At 73.9% G+C, this 15,714-nt stretch carries 16 protein-coding genes; 11 read left to right on the forward strand and 5 right to left on the reverse strand.

Annotated elements, in window-relative coordinates; all coding sequences use genetic code 11:
* Positions 1–19: 19 nt before the first annotated feature.
* The 3 genes from LRS74_RS26440 (at position 20) to LRS74_RS26450 (ending at position 3,966) form a co-directional block, all read left to right on the forward strand.
* Positions 20–700 (forward strand): class II aldolase/adducin family protein, encoded by a 681-nt coding sequence (locus tag LRS74_RS26440; protein WP_277744948.1) that lies wholly within the window; start codon positions 20–22, stop codon positions 698–700.
* Positions 701–996: 296 nt separating this feature from the next.
* Positions 997–2,130, forward strand: coding sequence for a hypothetical protein (locus tag LRS74_RS26445; RefSeq protein WP_277743339.1), 1,134 nt, complete (start codon positions 997–999; stop codon positions 2,128–2,130).
* 276 nt (positions 2,131–2,406) lie between these two features.
* Positions 2,407–3,966 carry a hypothetical protein gene (locus LRS74_RS26450; protein ID WP_277743340.1) on the forward strand — a complete coding sequence of 520 codons (1,560 nt, stop codon included), beginning with the start codon at positions 2,407–2,409 and terminating at the stop codon, positions 3,964–3,966.
* 195 nt (positions 3,967–4,161) lie between these two features.
* On the opposite strand, the gene LRS74_RS26455 is transcribed toward LRS74_RS26450, so the two are convergent.
* Complete coding sequence (locus LRS74_RS26455) at positions 4,162–4,620, reverse strand: VOC family protein (protein WP_277743341.1); 459 nt, start codon at positions 4,618–4,620, stop codon at positions 4,162–4,164.
* Positions 4,621–4,872: 252 nt separating this feature from the next.
* Here LRS74_RS26455 and abc-f point away from each other — a divergent pair, with 252 nt between their 5' ends.
* The 3 genes from abc-f to LRS74_RS26470 all read left to right on the forward strand — a co-directional run bounded on the left by abc-f (position 4,873) and on the right by LRS74_RS26470 (position 8,031).
* On the forward strand, positions 4,873–6,471 hold the full coding sequence (gene abc-f / locus LRS74_RS26460; RefSeq protein WP_277743342.1) for a ribosomal protection-like ABC-F family protein: 1,599 nt from the start codon (positions 4,873–4,875) through the stop codon (positions 6,469–6,471).
* A gap of 367 nt (positions 6,472–6,838) precedes the next feature.
* On the forward strand, positions 6,839–7,060 hold the full coding sequence (locus LRS74_RS26465; RefSeq protein WP_030021347.1) for a helix-turn-helix domain-containing protein: 222 nt from the start codon (positions 6,839–6,841) through the stop codon (positions 7,058–7,060).
* A 164-nt stretch (positions 7,061–7,224) separates the two neighbouring features.
* Positions 7,225–8,031 (forward strand): enoyl-CoA hydratase/isomerase family protein, encoded by an 807-nt coding sequence (locus tag LRS74_RS26470; protein ID WP_277744949.1) that lies wholly within the window; start codon positions 7,225–7,227, stop codon positions 8,029–8,031.
* Between the two features lie 300 nt (positions 8,032–8,331).
* Here the strand turns inward: LRS74_RS26470 and LRS74_RS26475 are convergent, their stop codons facing one another.
* Complete coding sequence (locus LRS74_RS26475) at positions 8,332–9,099, reverse strand: hypothetical protein (RefSeq protein ID WP_277743343.1); 768 nt, start codon at positions 9,097–9,099, stop codon at positions 8,332–8,334.
* A gap of 199 nt (positions 9,100–9,298) precedes the next feature.
* On the opposite strand from LRS74_RS26475, the gene LRS74_RS26480 reads away from it, so the two are divergent.
* From LRS74_RS26480 to amaP, 5 genes are read left to right on the forward strand one after another with little or no spacing between them, the layout of a single operon-like run.
* On the forward strand, positions 9,299–9,784 hold the full coding sequence (locus LRS74_RS26480) for an Asp23/Gls24 family envelope stress response protein (RefSeq protein WP_277743344.1): 486 nt from the start codon (positions 9,299–9,301) through the stop codon (positions 9,782–9,784).
* Between the two features lie 50 nt (positions 9,785–9,834).
* Positions 9,835–10,038, forward strand: coding sequence for a hypothetical protein (locus LRS74_RS26485; protein WP_277743345.1), 204 nt, complete (start codon positions 9,835–9,837; stop codon positions 10,036–10,038).
* A 7-nt stretch (positions 10,039–10,045) separates the two neighbouring features.
* On the forward strand, positions 10,046–10,378 hold the full coding sequence (locus LRS74_RS26490; RefSeq protein ID WP_277743346.1) for a hypothetical protein: 333 nt from the start codon (positions 10,046–10,048) through the stop codon (positions 10,376–10,378).
* Complete coding sequence (locus tag LRS74_RS26495) at positions 10,375–11,274, forward strand: DUF6286 domain-containing protein (protein WP_277743347.1); 900 nt, start codon at positions 10,375–10,377, stop codon at positions 11,272–11,274. The genes LRS74_RS26490 and LRS74_RS26495 overlap by 4 nt, the downstream gene beginning before the upstream one ends.
* Positions 11,275–11,281: 7 nt before the next feature.
* Positions 11,282–11,887 carry an alkaline shock response membrane anchor protein AmaP gene (gene amaP / locus LRS74_RS26500; protein WP_277743348.1) on the forward strand — a complete coding sequence of 202 codons (606 nt, stop codon included), beginning with the start codon at positions 11,282–11,284 and terminating at the stop codon, positions 11,885–11,887.
* A gap of 206 nt (positions 11,888–12,093) precedes the next feature.
* Here amaP and LRS74_RS26505 read toward each other — a convergent pair whose 3' ends face one another.
* From LRS74_RS26505 to LRS74_RS26515, 3 genes are read right to left on the reverse strand one after another with little or no spacing between them, the layout of a single operon-like run.
* Positions 12,094–12,849: an SDR family oxidoreductase gene (locus tag LRS74_RS26505; RefSeq protein WP_277743349.1), complete on the reverse strand. Its 756-nt coding sequence runs from the start codon at positions 12,847–12,849 to the stop codon at positions 12,094–12,096.
* A gap of 5 nt (positions 12,850–12,854) precedes the next feature.
* On the reverse strand, positions 12,855–14,639 hold the full coding sequence (locus LRS74_RS26510) for a glycoside hydrolase family 15 protein (RefSeq protein ID WP_277743350.1): 1,785 nt from the start codon (positions 14,637–14,639) through the stop codon (positions 12,855–12,857).
* A 29-nt stretch (positions 14,640–14,668) separates the two neighbouring features.
* Positions 14,669–15,652 carry an SURF1 family protein gene (locus tag LRS74_RS26515; RefSeq protein ID WP_277743351.1) on the reverse strand — a complete coding sequence of 328 codons (984 nt, stop codon included), beginning with the start codon at positions 15,650–15,652 and terminating at the stop codon, positions 14,669–14,671.
* Positions 15,653–15,714: the final 62 nt, after the last annotated feature.

Here is a 15,714-nt window from a genome sequence, read left to right on the forward strand (position 1 = left end):
CACGGACCGGGGCACTGCGATGATCGACGCGGAGGTGGTGGGAGTGACGGTGAGGTCACGAGCGCTCTACACGACGTGGGCCGAGGTGGTGGCCACAGCCCGCCGCAGCACCGCCGACGGCCTCGTCGTCGGCACCTCCGGCAACGTCTCCGCGCGGGTCGGCGACACCGTGCTGGTGACCCCCAGCGGCGTCCCCTACGGGGAACTGGACCCCGACCAGCCGGTCGGTGTGGACCTCGACGGCCGCCGGACCCTGGGCGAGCTGACACCCACCAGCGAGCTCCCCGTGCACCTGGCGATCTACCGCGCCACCGACGCGGCCGCCGTGGTCCACACCCACGCGGTGCACGCCACCGCCGTCTCCACGCTCGTCGACGAGCTGCCGCCCGTGCACTACATGACCGCCGCCCTGGGCGGCCCGGTGCGGGTCGCCCGCTACGCGCTCTACGGCACCGACGAGCTCGCCACGCACATGCTCGACGCGCTGCGCGACCGCACCGCCTGCCTGCTGCGCAACCACGGCACCATCGCGTACGGCGCCACCCTCGCCCAGGCGTACGACCGCACCGCGCAACTGGAGTGGATGTGCCGCGTCTGGCTGACCGCCTCCTCGGTCCCCGGACGCACGCCCACGCTGCTCTCCCCGGCCGAGCTCCGCGCGGCCGCGGGCAAGCTCCGCGACTACGGGCAGCCACGGTGAGCCGGCGGTCCGCGCGGCCTGGGGTGGGCCGCGAGGCGGTGGGCCCCCGGCGTTGAGGTCTCAGAGGTCTCAGAGGTCTCAGGGGTCTCGCAGGGCTGAGAGGTCTTCGAGGTCTCAGCGGTCTCAGAGGCATCAGCGGCCTCGGCGGTCCCAGAAATCTCAGCGGTACAGCGGTCCCAGAGGCCTCAGGGGTCCAGAGTCTCCGAGGTCCGGGACCGGCCCCTCGGGAACCGGTTCCTCACTCCAACGGCCCACCCCACTGGCCCCCACCGTCCCTCGTGCCAAAACTGAGGTGCATGCGCCCGCGAACAGCGGTGGCCTTGGCCGCCATGACGGTGTTGGGTGCCGGAGCGGCGGCCGTGGTCGCCGGACGGTACGCAGCCGACGCTGCCCTCAGACCGTCGCTCACGCGCCCGCTGCCCCACGACCCCCGCCTGACGGTGCACGCCATCGAACCCGGGCGGATCACCCTCACCCGTACCCTCGCGGCACTGCGCCCCGGCACCTACGGGCTCAGCGGAGCCGCCTCGCACGCCATCGTCGGACCGGTGATCGACGAGGCCCCGCACCCGCCCGACTCCGTCGTACGCCGGCTGGAGCGGATCACGCACGGCACCCTCGGCGCCGGCAGCCGGGTGCGGCTGACCCCGCAGGTCCACATCGGCAACCCGCACGACGCCCTCGGGCTGGACCACGCGGACGTCGACATCCCCGGAGAGCTCGGCGCGCTGCCCGCCTGGTTCCTGCCCGGATCCCGCACCACCTGGGTGATCACCGTCCACGGTCTGGGCACCACGCGCGAGCACCCGATGGTCGTGATGCCGTTCCTGCACCGGCATCGGCTCCCGATCCTCGACGTCGCCTACCGCGGCGACGTCGGCGCGCCCGCCATCGCGGACGGCATCGGCCACCTCGGCGACGCCGAGTGGCGCGACCTGGACGCCGCGATCCGGTACGCGGTGCGCTACGGCGCCGAGCGGATCATCCTGTTCGGCTGGTCCGTCGGCGCCACCATGGCACTGCGGGCCGCCACCAACTCCGCGCTGCGGGGTCGGATCGACGGCCTCGTGCTCGACTCCCCGGTGCTCCACTGGCCGACCACCCTGCGCGCCCTCGCCGCCGCCCGCGGCGTCCCGGCCCCGCTGCTCCCGCTCGCCATACGCAGCGTCCAGGGCAGGACCGGGCTGCGCGACCCCGGAACCGGCGACGCCGAGGCCATCGACCCCGAGCGGCTGACCGTGCCGACGCTCCTCCTGCACGGCCCGGACGACGCCCTCGCGCCCTTCGACCTCTCGCGTGAACTCGCCGCGCGCCGCCCCGACCTGGTCACCCTTCACACCGTCCCGCACGCCCCGCACGCATCGATGTGGAACGCCGACCCGAGGGGCTACGAAGAGGCCCTGCGGCGCTTCCTGACCCCCCACATGTGACGCGGAATACGACGCCGCACGGGGCGCGCCGCCACGGCTCGCCCCCGTCGCCCCGACAGACGCTCCCAGACGCACCGCCAGGCCCCGCCGGCCTCCCCTCCCATGGCCCACCCCCACCCCGGACCCCGCCCAGGCCGGCCGGCACGCTGCCCCGCGCCGCGCGAGGCCCGCCACCGCCGTCACCGGGACGTCCGGCTACCGCCGCCGCCAGCGGGAACGGAACCGCCAGACGGGTACCGATTGGGCTTTCGGGCCGTCAAGGGCGAGACTGCTTCCGTGACGTCCCGTACTCCGCGCGACTCCCGGCTCCGACTCGTCCCCAAGCAGCCGCTCGCCGCCGCCCGCCGGGCCGGGGCGCACCGCGGCCCCAGCCGTCCGGCCCCGCGCCCGCCCGAGGGCACCCCGCCCCCCGCCGAACTGGCCTGGCAGGCCAGGACGGGCCTGGCCGACGCGGTGCGGGTGGCCCGCTGGGCCGTCGCCGAGGGCAGCGCGCCCGGTGCCCTGTCCGTCGAGACCGCCGATCGCGCGGCCGCCGCACTGGGCCTGGGCCCGGACCAGGTGCGCACCGACTGGGATCGGGCCCGGCTGGTGGGCCTGATCGAGCCGCACGGCGGCCGGGCCCGCCCCGGCTGGCGGCTCACCGCCTGGGACCGCGACGACAGCGCCGTGCTGCGCGGCTGGGTCGCCCTCTTCGACGCCTGGTCGCTGGCCCGACCGGCCCCGGTCGAAGCCGGGCCGACAGCGGTGGCGGAGGTGGTGGAGGCCATCCCGCAGTTGCTCTCCCTGCTCCAGCTCTCCGCGGGCCCGGTGCCGCTCGACACCCTCCTGGACATGCTGCGCCAGCGCGTCGCCGAGCTGCGCACCGAGCGCTGCGAGGTGCCCCCGTACGGGGAGGCGCCCCCGCCCGGCGACGGCGCGCCCGCCGACGGCCCGGCGGGAACCGGCCCCGAATCCGGCACCGGCACGGCATCCGGAACCGAATCCGGAACGGAATCCGAATCCGGAAACGCATCCGGCACCCCGCTCGCCGCGCTGCTCGACTGGGCGCTCGGCGCGCTCGCCTCCGTCGGCGCCCTGGTCGTGCGCCACGGCCCCGACGACTGCGGCGGCCACGCGGACGGCCACGTCTCCGAGCCGGGCGGCACCCGCGCCCCCGAGCCGGGCGCGGCGAACGACCCGCGCCCGCGCGAGGCCGAGCTGACCGCGCTCGGGAACTGGGCGGTGTGGGTCAAGCTGGAGCAGATCTGCGTCGCCGCCCAGAGCCCCGCCGGGAACATCGAGCAGCCCGCCGCCGCCATGCTGCGCGGCTGCGCGCGGCTGACCCCCGGCCCCGCCCGCGCCGAGTACCGCGCCTGGCTCGCCGCCCGCCCCGTCGGCAGCGCCGTGACCGAACTCCTCGACGTGGCGCGCGGCGACGACGCGCTCCTGCGCGGCCTGGCCTTCGACGCGCTGCGCGTGGTCGGCGCCCCCGCCGAACCCGCCGTGCGCGCCATCGTCGACGAGCCCGTGCTGCGTCCGTACGCCTTGCTCTGGCTTGCCGAGATCGAGGGCGCCGATCCCGAAGACGCCCTCGACGTGCTCACCCGCGAGGAGGCCACCTGGCTGTGGGTGGACACCGCGGCCGCCGTCTCCGACCACGGCGAGAGCCCCCTGCTCGTACGCCACCTGGAGAGCGCTGTGCAGGGCACCGTCCCCGCCCTCCTGGAGGAGGTGCGCGCCGTCGGCCACCCCCGGACCGTGCAGGTCCTGGTGGCCCTCGCCGCCGCACACCCCGACCCGGCCCTGGCCAAGGCGGTCCGTCGCGCCGCCTTCCAGGTGCACACCGGCAGCGTCTGACCGATCGGTCCCCGAGGGGGCCGGGACACCGCCCGGTCCCCTCGCTCCCCGTAGCGCTCCCGCGCTCCGGCCGGCACTTCCGTACTCCGGTACTTCCGTGCTCGGGCACCTCCGCGCTCAGGCACTCACCCCCTCAGGCACTCACCCCCTCCGGCACTCACCCGCTCCAGCGCTACCGCGCGCCGGTGGCGCCGCTCAGCCCTCCTCGGCGCCCACGCCCGGCACATAGGTGCCGAAGCTCCAGACGTTGCCCTCGCGGTCCCGCGCCATGTAGTCCCGCGAGCCGTAGTCCTGGTCGGTGGGCTCCATCAGGATCTCCACGCCGTGCTCGCCAGCCCGCTGGAAGTGGGCGTCAACGTCCTGGACGACCACATAGGCGGCGGCGGGCCCGGCGTCCGCCATGGCCTTGGCGAAGCCGCCCTCCCGGTCCTTGGAGCCGAGCATCACCAGGCCGTTGCCGTAGCGGAGCTCGGCGTGCAGCACCCTGCCCTCGTCGTCCTCGTACACATGCACCGTGGTGAAGCCGAACGCCTCCGTCAGCTGCCGGATCGCCGCCTTGGCGTCGCGATACAGCAGCGTCGGACAGATGCTCGGGCCCGCCGCCCCGCTCGTCCCAGCCGCCCCGGCCGACCCGCCCGTCCCGGTGTTCGCCATGCCACTCACCCTTCGTGGATCCGCGATTCTGTGACCTGTCACACAGTCTGGCACCGGGGTCTGACAACACCGGGCCGGTAGCGGCGTCGAGGCCGGTCGGTGGCCCCCTCGGAGCCGTTCGAGGCCGATAAAACGGTTTGCGCTGCCCGCTAAACTGACCCCATGGCATTTCTCCTCGTGCATTAGACGGCGTGGTCCGACCCATCTCCCGTCAGTCCGTTCCCGCCGCCCACCCTGCCCAGGAGTAAATCCGTGATCACCGCCACCGGCGTCGAGCTGCGCGCCGGAGCCCGCGTCCTCATCGAGACGGCGTCCTTCCGCATCGCCAAGGGCGACCGCGTCGGCCTCGTCGGCCGCAACGGAGCGGGCAAGACCACGCTCACCAAGTGCCTCGCGGGTGAAGGCATCCCCGCCGCGGGCACCATCACCCGGTCCGGTGAGGTCGGCTACCTCCCCCAGGACCCGCGCACCGGCGACCTCGACGTGCTCGCCCGTGACCGCATCCTCTCCGCCCGCGGACTCGACACCGTGCTCCGCAAGATGCGCGAGAACGAGGAACGCATGGCGAACGGCAAGGGCGCCACGCGCGACAGGGCGATGAAGAAGTACGAGCGCCTGGAGACCGAGTTCCTCACCAAGGGCGGTTACGCCGCGGAGGCGGAGGCCGCGACCATCGCCGCCAGCCTCGGCCTGCCCGACCGGGTGATCGGCCAGCCGCTGCACACCCTCTCCGGTGGTCAGCGCCGCCGCGTGGAGCTGGCCCGGATCCTCTTCTCCGACGCCGACACCCTGCTGCTGGACGAGCCGACCAACCACCTGGACGCCGACTCCGTCGTCTGGCTGCGGGACTACCTCAAGACCTATCGCGGCGGCTTCGTGGTGATCTCCCACGATGTCGACCTCGTCGAGACGGTCGTCAACAAGGTCTTCTACCTGGACGCCAACCGCTCGGTCATCGACATCTACAACATGGGCTGGAAGCTCTACCAGGCCCAGCGCGAGGCCGACGAGAAGCGCCGCAAGCGCGAGCGCGCCAACGCCGAGAAGAAGGCCGCCGCGCTCAACGCCCAGGCCGACAAGATGCGCGCCAAGGCGACCAAGACCGTCGCCGCGCAGAACATGGCCCGCCGCGCGGAGCGGCTGCTGTCCGGCCTGGAGGACCTGCGCGTCTCCGACAAGGTGGCGAAGCTCCGCTTCCCGGACCCGGCGCCCTGTGGCAAGACCCCGCTGGCCGCGGAGGGCCTCTCCAAGTCCTACGGCTCGCTGGAGATCTTCACCGACGTCAACCTGGCGATCGACAAGGGTTCGCGGGTCGTCATCCTCGGCCTCAACGGCGCCGGCAAGACCACCCTGCTGCGCCTGCTGGCCGGGGTGGAGCAGCCGGACACCGGCGGGGTCACCCCGGGCCACGGCCTGAAGCTGGGCTACTACGCCCAGGAGCACGAGACCCTGGACCCGGACCGCACCGTCCTGGAGAACATGCGCTCCGCCGCGCCCGACCTGGACCTGGTCGACATCCGCAAGACGCTCGGCTCGTTCCTGTTCTCCGGGGACGACGTCGACAAGCCGGCGGGCGTGCTCTCCGGCGGTGAGAAGACCCGGCTGGCGCTGGCCACCCTCGTGGTCTCCTCCGCCAACGTGCTGCTGCTCGACGAGCCCACCAACAACCTCGACCCCGCCAGCCGCGAGGAGATCCTCGGCGCGTTGCGCACCTACGCGGGCGCGGTCGTCCTCGTCACCCACGACGAGGGGGCGGTGGACGCCCTCCAGCCGGAGCGGATCATCCTGCTCCCGGACGGCGTGGAGGACCTGTGGGGTCAGGACTACGCGGACCTCGTCGCCCTCGCCTGAGCTGCTCACTCCGGATCGCCCTTCGGCCTCTTGATCAAGATGTGATGGATCATTCGGCCGATGGGTGATCCATCATCTGAGTGAGAAGGGCTCATATCGCGGCGCGCCGCAACCGCCCGGCGCGCGCCACGTGGCACGCGCCGGGTCGTTTCGCTCCGTAGCCACTCGTGTGCGCTCTGACCAGGCGCTTCTTCTCCGGATCCGGTTGGCGTTATGGCCGGACGGCGCCGGAATATGGCATTCCGCCGCCTCTCAGGCCGCGATTTCGCCGAAGTCTTGTCTCATGGACCTTGCCGAATGGGTGGCCAGGAGGCCGGCTAGGGGTGATCATGAGAGTCCAGAGCGCACTTCCCATGAGGAGGCACGGGTGGCCGAGACTCTGAAGAAGGGCAGCCGGGTGACCGGCGCCGCGCGCGAAAAGCTCGCGGCAGACCTGAAGAAGAAGTACGACTCCGGTGCGAGCATTCGGGCGCTGGCCGAGGAGACCGGACGTTCCTATGGCTTCGTTCACCGGATGCTCAGCGAATCCGGAGTCACGCTGCGTGGTCGCGGTGGCGCGACGCGAGGCAAGAAGGCCGCCTCGGCCTGACGCCTGCCCGGCGCTTCGCGGCGACGGGCCTGTACGGCGCCGGTCGTCGTGTCGTCGGTCGTCCGGCCGTCGGCGGCCGCTGAAAGTCGTTTCCGGTGAAAACGGGCAGTGCCACCCGGTTGATCAACCGGTCGGCCGGGTGGTTACTGTGCAGTTAACTAAAACTGACTGCGGCCCACCGGAGGCTCCCAGTGACCCTGCTCGACAAGGACGGCGTACACCTCACCATCGATGACGCGGTGGCAATCGTAACCCTGCGTAATCCCGCCAAGCGCAACGCCCAGACGCCCGCGCTGTGGCGGGCGCTGGCGGAGGCCGGGCAGCTGCTGCCCGGAAGCGTGCGGGTCGTGGTGCTGCGCGGCGAAGGCCCGTCCTTCTCCGCCGGACTCGACCGGCAGGGCTTCACCCCGGAGGGTTTCGACGGGGAGCCGTCGTTCCTCGATCTCGCCCGCTCCACCGACGCCGAGCTGGATGCCGCCATAGCGGGCTACCAGGAGGCGTTCACCTGGTGGCGGCGGAACGACATCATCTCCGTCGCCGCCGTCCAGGGCCATGCCATCGGGGCCGGCTTCCAGTTGGCCCTCGCGTGTGACCTGCGGGTCTGTGCGGACGATGTGCAGTTCGCGATGCGCGAGCCCAGCCTCGGTCTGGTCCCCGACCTCACCGGCACCCATCCGCTGGTCGGGCTGGTGGGCTACGCGCGGGCGCTGGAGATCTGCGCCACCGGTCGCGCGGTCCACGCCGAGGAGGCCGAGCGCACCGGCCTCGCCAACCTCGTGGTGCCCGCCGCGGAACTCGACTCCGCCGTTCAGGACCTGGCCGCGGCGCTGCTCGCCGCCCCGCGCGACGCCGTGATCGAGACCAAGGCGCTGCTGCGTGGCGCGGTCGACCGGACCTATGACGAGCAGCGCGCCGCGGAGCGGGCCGCCCAGGCACGCCGACTGCGCGACCTCGCGGGGCTCTCGGACTGAGTCCGTCGTGCCGGGCCGGCCCGGCACGAGCCCCGGCTGACCGTCACGGCTCTCCGGCCGGCCCGTCATGGTTCCCCAGCTGATCGCGAGGAGCCTTGGCGGCCCGTAACGGTTCCCGGGCTGACCGCGAGGAGCCTTGGCGGCCCGTAACGGTTCCCGGGCTGACCGCGAGGAGCCGCAGCGGCCCGTCACGGTTCCCCGGCCGATCGGGACGAGCCGCGGCGGCCCGCCCCGAGCCTCGTCCGTCCCGATCCCCGCCGGCCCGCGAGACGAGCCCCGGCTTGACCCCGGACGCGCGCGTCAGGCGTCCACGGCCGTCACCAGCACCGACACCGTCGGGGTGGCGGCCGCTTCCGCCGCCGCCGCGCGCACCGCCAGGGCCACGTCCAGCGCGCGGTGGCCGGCGGCGACCGCCACCTGGACCAGCACCGCGGGAGCGCCGTCCGCGCGCTCCTCGATCGTCACCGCACGCCCCGTGCCACCCAGGGCGGCGGCCAGACCGGCCACCCCCGGCACGTCGGCGGTCGCCGCCGCGACGGCGACCGCGGCCGGCGGAAGGTCCGCCGTCGAGAGGTCCGCCCGCCTGCCGGGCGTGGCCGGCCCACCGGTGTCGCGGCCGCCGGGGGGCTCGACGGCAGGGCCGGCGGGCGGCTCGTCCACCAGTCCCGTGACCCGCAGGTCCACCCTCTCGACCCGGAGCCCCAGCCGCCGTGTCGACGCGGTGTGCAGCGCCGCGCGCAGGGCCTCAGCCGCCTCCGGGATCGGCCGGTCCATGGCCGCCGCGAGCGTCGCCTCGACGCGCAACGGGCCCGGCGGCAGCGCGCTCGGCGGGGGCGGGAGCGCCGGCGGCTCCGTGCGCGCCGGGTCGGCCAGACCGATCCGCAGCCTGTCCAGTCGTACGCCGGGCACCGCGCGGGCAGCGGCGCGCAGCACCCCCTCCGCGGCGCGCTCGGTCAGCCAGGCGCCGTCCGCGGGACCGCCCAGTGGTAGCAGCCGGCCGATGCCGAGCTGTTCCCGCACCGTCCGCGCCAGCCGGTCGGCGACCACGGCCGTCACCCCTTTCGTCACCCCGACGCCCGTACCTGCGCACAGCCTGCCGCACGCCGGGGGAGCCGGGCGGACGACCCACCCGTTTGAGGGGCGGGGTCGCACGTGTGCCACATCGTTGGAGCGTGTCGGGGACGGTGAGCTTAGGGTGGCAAGAGGAGCGGCGTGTTCCGCCCCTCGGATCTTTCTTCGGATCTTCCTTCGGAAGGGGTGATCGGCGATGACCGACACCGCACCACGGAACCGGCCCGAGAACGAGAGCGAGCTGGGCGAATCTCTCAGGAAGTCGGGTGGTGGCCAGCCGACCCGGCGGGGCGGCGGCGACCCGGGTTCGCGCGGCAAGACGACCATCGCGGACGGTGTCGTCGAGAAGATCGCCGGCTTGGCGGCCCGGGACGTCGAGGGAGTGCACACCACCGGCAGCGGCATGGCGCGCACCTTCGGTGCCGTGCGGGACCGGGTGCCCGGCGGCGGCCGCTCGGTGACCCGCGGCGTGCGGGCCGAGGTGGGCGAGGTACAGACGGCTCTCGACCTGGACATCGTCGTCGACTACGGCTATTCCATCGGCGAAGTCGCCCGCAATGTGCGGGAGGACGTGATCTCCGCGGTGGAGCGGATGACCGGCCTTGAGGTGGTCGAGGTCAATATCGCGGTCAGCGATGTGAAGCTGCCCGAGGAGGAGGAAGAGGAGCCGCGGATCCAGTAGCGGCCTGAGGACCGACGGTCGTGGGGCCGCCGGACGAGGGGAGCGGAAACGTGAGCATGGCTGTGATCGGGCTGATCGCCGGAATGGGTCTCGGCTTCGCCGGGTACTTCGGCGGCTTCGGAGCGTTCTTGCTGGTAGCGGCGTTGGGAGCGGTCGGGTTCGTGGTCGGGCGGGTGCTGGACGGCGACCTGGAGCCGGGCGACCTCTTCCGCACCCGCGAGTCCCGCGAGCGCGAAGAGCGCAGGGGTCGGTGAGGGCAGAGTGGTCGAGCCCGCCGAGCGCGGTGCCACGCGCATCGCGGACCGGGTCGTCGCGAAGATCGCCTCACAGGCGGCCCGGGAGGCGCTGCGCGAAGGCCCCACGGCGCCGCGGCCGCACGCCGTGGTCGCCGTGCGGGACCGCGTGGTGCGGGTCCGGGTCACGGTGGAGCTCGGCTATCCGTCCGACATCGGCACGCAGTGCGGTGCGGTGCGCCGTCAGATCACCGAACGCGTGGGCCACTTGGCCGGCATGGAGGTGCCCGAGGTGGCGGTCACGGTCGAACGGCTGCACGCGCCGCAGTTGACGGGTGTGGGCGGGGGGCGTGTCCGGTGAGCGACCTCACAGGCGACGCGGGCCGTACGAACGACCCGGACGACACGGGTGGTACCGGCCGTTCGGGCGCCCCGTACGGCGCGGGCCGCACAAGCGACCCTGGAGGCACGGGCCGTACCGGAGACCTGGGAGTCACCGCCCGCACAGGAGACGCGGGAGCCAGCGGCCGTACCGACGACCAGGGAGTCAACGCCCGCACAGGCGACCCCGGGGCGACCCGCCCTCCGGACGGTACGCGAGGCGCGGGCGACGCGAGAGGGAACGGCGGTCCGGGGGCGGGCGTCGAGGCGGCCGGTGCGGCGCCGCCCGAGGAGCCCGCTCCGGGCGCCCCCGCGCCCGGCCCCGTGCGCCCGCGCCCGGTTCGACGGTTCTGGTCCGCGCGTCGGGTGCCCGCCGCCATCGTCGCCGCGTTGGTGCTGGCCGGGGCCGGCCTGCTCCTCTACGACGTGGCGGCGGTGCGCGCCGGACGCCCCGCGATGCGCTGGCGCCGAGAGCTGGCCGACGAGCTCGCCACCCGGCCGCTCGACAGCGGCTGGGTGGTGGGCGCGGCCGCCGTGGTGCTGCTGGTGGGCTGCTGGCTGGTGGTGCTCGCCGTGACTCCGGGGCTTCGGAGACTGCTGCCGATGCGGCGGGACAGCGCCGACCTGCGCGCCGGGCTCGACCGCGGGGCGGCCGGACTGGTGCTGCGCGACCGTGCGATGGAGGTGGCGGGAGTCCGCTCCGTCCGTGTCGACGTGCGGCGCCGCCGGGTGCGGGCGCGGGTCGTCTCGCACTTCCGGGACCTGGACGACGTACGGGCGGATCTCGACCGGGTGCTCGCCGAGGGAGTACGGCAGCTGGGCCTGGCCCGGCAACCCGCGCTCTCGCTGCGGGTCCGACGGCCATCGAAGGGGTGAGCGGAGCGTGCTGCGGACGGTCAACCGAGTGCTGGTCGGGTTGGTGGGGCTGGCGCTGGTCCTGCTGGGCGGCGCGGTGCTGGTCGCCGGGCTGGACCTGCGGCGGCGCTGGGGGATCGGGGAGGACTGGTGGTGGCCGTTCGCCGGCCCCCATGACGTGCTGCTCAGTCGGGCCGACCGGATCCGGTGGCGCGACGAGGGATGGTGGTGGCCGGCGGTCATCGGCTGCCTGGGCGTGGTCCTGCTGCTCGCCCTGTGGTGGCTGCTGGCGCAGCTACGGCGGCGCCAGTTGGGGGAGGTCCTGGTCGGCGCCGACGACATCGAGGCCGGTGCCGCCGCGGTGGTGCGCGGGCGGGCGCTGGAGGCGGTCATGGCGGCGGACGCCGAGTCGCTGGACGGGGTGGAGCGGGCCCGCGTCACCCTGCGCGGGCGGCGTACGGCGCCCGAGGCACGGATGGCGCTGGTGCTCGCCGCGCGGGCGCAGCCGGTGCGCGCCCTGGAACAGGTGCGGGGCGAGGTGCTCGAGCACGCCCGCTCCTCCGTGGGGCTGGCGCGGTTCCCGACCGAGGTGCGGGTGCGAGCGGTCCGCCACGGGGCGGAACGCGTCAGCTGACGGCGCGCGCCGGCGCCCTCCGCGCCGCCCCAGGCATAGCACGCGGGTACCCCCGGGCGTAGCCCCCGGGCACTCCCGGGCATGGCGCCCGGGCACTCCCGGGCGTAGCCCCCAGACATAGCCCCCGGATACCCCAGGCATGGGCCCCGGGGGCATGGCACCCCAAGCCGTACCGCAGCGCGGCCGCTCTCGCGGGCGCGGTGGCTTCAGAGCGCGTGCAGGGCGCCGCCGTCCACCGGCAGCATCAGGCCCGTGAGGTACGAGGCCGCGGGGGAGAGCACGAAGGCGGCCGCCTTGCCGAACTCCTCCGGGGTGCCGTAGCGGCGCAGCGGGATCGCCTCGCTGTTGCGGCGCCGGGCGGCCGCCTCGTCCCCGGACAGGGCGTCGAGTTCGCGCACCCGGTCGGTGTCGATACGGGCCGGGAGCAGTCCGACGACGCGGATGCCGCGCGGGCCGAGCTCCACCGAGAGGGACTTGGCGAACCCCGCCAGCCCCGGGCGGAGACCGTTGGAGATCGTCAGGCCGGGGATCGGTTCGCGGACGGAGCCGGAGAGGACGAAGCCGATCACGCCGCCCGGGGTGAGCGCGTCGGCCGCGGTGCGGGCCAGCCGGACCGCCCCGAGGAAGACCGACTCGAACGCCGACTGCCACTGCTCGTCGGTGTTGTCCGCGAACCGGCCGGCGGGCGGGCCGCCGACGCTGACGAGGATGCCGTCGAAGCCGCCGAAGCGTTCGCGGGCGTGGGCGATCAGGCGCTCGGCGGCGTCCGGGTCGGCGTTGTCGGCGGCCACACCGGAGGCGTTCGGGCCGAGCTCGGCGGCGGCGCGCTCCACGGACTTCTCGTCGCGCCCGGTGAGGACCACCTTCGCGCCGTCGGCCACCAGCTCGCGGGCGGTGGCGTTGCCGAGTCCGCGGGTGGCTCCGGTGATGACGTACACACGGTCTTTGAGGTCAAGATCCATGGGGGTCAGTCTGCCGTGGCGGGGGAGGCGAGGGTAAGAGCGGTGTTCACGAGACCGATGTGGCTGAACGCCTGCGGGAAGTTGCCGAGCGCGCGATCGGCGGTCGCGTCGTGCTCCTCCGCCAGCAGCCCCACGTCGTTGCGGAGGTCCAGCAGCCGGTCGAAGAGGGCGCGGGCCTCCTTGCCGCGGCCGCTCAGGTACAGGGCGTCGGCCAGCCAGAACGAGCAGGCGATGAACGCGCCCTCGGTGCCGGGTAGACCGTCCACGTTGTCGCCTTCGAGGCTGTAGCGGCGGATGAGACCGCCGTGGTCCAGCTCGCGGCGTACCGCGTCGATGGTGCCGACCACGCGCGGGTCGGTGGCGGGCAGGAAGTCGACCCGCGGGATGAGCAGGGTGGCGGCGTCCAGCTCGACAGAGCCGTAGGACTGGGTGAAGGTGTTGCGCTCGCGGTCGTAGCCGCGCTCGCACACCTCCTTGTGGACCGCGTCGCGCATGGCCCGCCAGCGGTCCCCGTCGCCGGGGAGGGCGGGGTGGGCCTCGATGGAGCGCACCGCGCGGTCGGCGGCGACCCAGGCCATCACCTTGGAGTGCACGAAGTGGCGACGCCCGCCGCGGACCTCCCACAGCCCCTCGTCGGGGTCGCGCCAGGCGGATTCGAGGAAGTCCATCAGGGCGCGCTGGAGGTTCCAGGCGTGCGGCTGGCCGGGCAGCCCGGAGGTGCGGGCGAGGTAGAGGGCGTCCAGCACCTCTCCGTAGACGTCGAGCTGGAGCTGGTTGACGGCGGCGTTGCCGATCCGGACCGGGGCCGAGTCGGCGTAGCCGGGAAGCCAGGGCAGCTCGAACTCGGGCAGCCGGCGCTCGCCCGCCAGGCCGTACATGATCTGGAGGTCGGCCGGGTCGCCGGCGATGGCGCGCAGCAACCAGTCCCGCCAGGCGCGGGCCTCCTCCTGGTAGCCGGCCGAGAGCAGGACGTTCAGGGTGAGCGCGGAGTCCCGCAGCCAGCAGTAGCGGTAGTCCCAGTTGCGCACGCCGCCCACGGCCTCGGGGAGGGAGGTGGTGGGGGCGGCCACGATGCCGCCGGTGGGGGCGTAGGTGAGGGCCTTGAGGGTGATCAGCGAGCGGATCACGGCGTCGCGGTCCGGCCCGGAGTAGCGGCAGCGGCCGGCCCACGCCTGCCAGTCGTGGAGGCTGGTGCGCAGCGCCTGGTGCGGATTGACCAGGCGCGGGCGCGCGTGGTGGGAGGGGTGCCAGGTGAGGACGAAGGCCACCTTGTCGCCGGCGGAGACCGTGAACTCGGAGCGGGTGCTGAAGTCCTCGCCGTAGGTGCGCACGGGGGGCTCGGAACGCAGCCAGACCGAGTCGGGGCCGGCGACGGCGACCCGGTGGTTGTCGCTGCGGCGCACCCAGGGGACTACCCGGCCGTAGTCGAAGCGCAGCCGCAGCACGCCGAGCATGTCGACGCGGCCGGAGACGCCCTCGACGATGCGGGTGACGTCGGGGGCGCGGTCACGTTGCGGCATGAAGTCGGTGACCTTGACGGTCCCGGCCGCGGTCTCCCAGACGGACTCCAGGATCAGGGAGTCCTTGAGGTACGCGCGCCGGGTGCAGGGGCCGCCGTGGACCGGGGCGAGCCGCCAGTGGCCGTTGTCCCGGTCGCCGAGCAGGGCGGCGAAGCAGGCGCCCGAGTCGAAGCGGGGCAGGCACAACCAGTCGATCGAACCGTCGCGGCCGACGAGGGCGGCCGTCTGGTGGTCGCCGATGAGCGCGTAGTCCTCGATGCGTTGACCCACACAGAGACGTTTGCCCGAGAGACGCTGGGCTAGTCCGCGGAGCCTGCTGTTTGGGCGACTTCGCGGCTTTCATCCCCGTTTGCCGTGCCGGTGCCGGCGGTGGCTGCGACCGGGGTGGCGGTGGCGGTGGCGTCGGTGGCGACGGCGTCGGGGGCGACGGTGGTGTCGGTGTCGGTGGCCTCCTTCGCCGGAGCCTTGTCGGCGGCCTTGGCCTTCGCCTTGGCCTCCTTCGCGGCCGCCTCCGCGCGGTCGCGGAGCTCGCGGCGGAAGAGGACCACCCAGCCGATGGGGACGCCCGCGGTGAAGAGCCACCACTGGATCGCGTACGCCATGTGGGAGCCGATGCTGCTGTGGTCGGGCTCCTCGACCGGGGTGGGCTGCTCACGGCCGGCGGGAGAGGACTTGATCAGTTCGAGGTAGCCGCCGAGGGCGGGGCGGTCGAGAGGCTCGGCCAGCCGTTCGCTGTTGATCAGCATCACCTGGCGCTCGGGCAGCCCGGACTTGTCCTTGATGCCGCTGTTCCCGGTCGTCTCGTCGGCCCGGAGCCGGCCGGTGACGGTGACCTCGCCGCGCGGGGGCGCGGGGACCTCCGGGAACTTGGTGAGGTCGCCGCCCGGCGGGATCCAGCCCCGGTTGACCATGACCACCGCGCCGTCGCCCTTGACGCCGTCCTTGCCGCCGCCCTTGAGCAGCAGCGGGGTGACGACGAAGTAGCCGACCGCCTCGTTGGCGCCCGTGCGCTGGCGAACGACGACCTCGTGCCGGGTGTCGTAGGTGCCGGTGGCGGTCACCGTGCGCCAGGTGACCGCGCGGTCCACCGGGCGGCCGGGGGTGGTCAGCTCGCCGACCGGGACGGCCGGGGACTTGAGGCTCTCGGCGATCAGGTCGTTGTGCGCTACCCGGTTCTGGTGCCGGTGGAACTGCCAGAATCCCAGCTCGATCATGGAGGGAATCAGGACAAGTCCCACGAGGGTGAGGATCACCCATTGCCGGGACAACAGGAAGCGGTACACCCCACGACCGTACAACTTGGCCGTGGGGCGTTCGCGGGGAGGGTGGCCCCAGCCGCCGCGGC

It is taken from the genome of Streptomyces sp. LX-29 (assembly GCF_029541745.1).
Classification (GTDB): Bacteria; Actinomycetota; Actinomycetes; order Streptomycetales; family Streptomycetaceae; genus Streptomyces.

Excerpts from the sequence above, each read along its gene's own strand:
- LRS74_RS26440 (WP_277744948.1), top strand. The coding sequence starts at position 20 with ATGATCGACGCGGAGGTGGTGGGAGTGACGGTGAGGTCACGAGCGCTC.
- LRS74_RS26445 (WP_277743339.1), top strand. The coding sequence starts at position 997 with ATGCGCCCGCGAACAGCGGTGGCCTTGGCCGCCATGACGGTGTTGGGT.
- LRS74_RS26455 (WP_277743341.1), bottom strand. The coding sequence starts at position 4,620 with ATGGCGAACACCGGGACGGGCGGGTCGGCCGGGGCGGCTGGGACGAGC.
- LRS74_RS26480 (WP_277743344.1), top strand. The coding sequence starts at position 9,299 with ATGACCGACACCGCACCACGGAACCGGCCCGAGAACGAGAGCGAGCTG.
- LRS74_RS26505 (WP_277743349.1), bottom strand. The coding sequence starts at position 12,849 with ATGGATCTTGACCTCAAAGACCGTGTGTACGTCATCACCGGAGCCACC.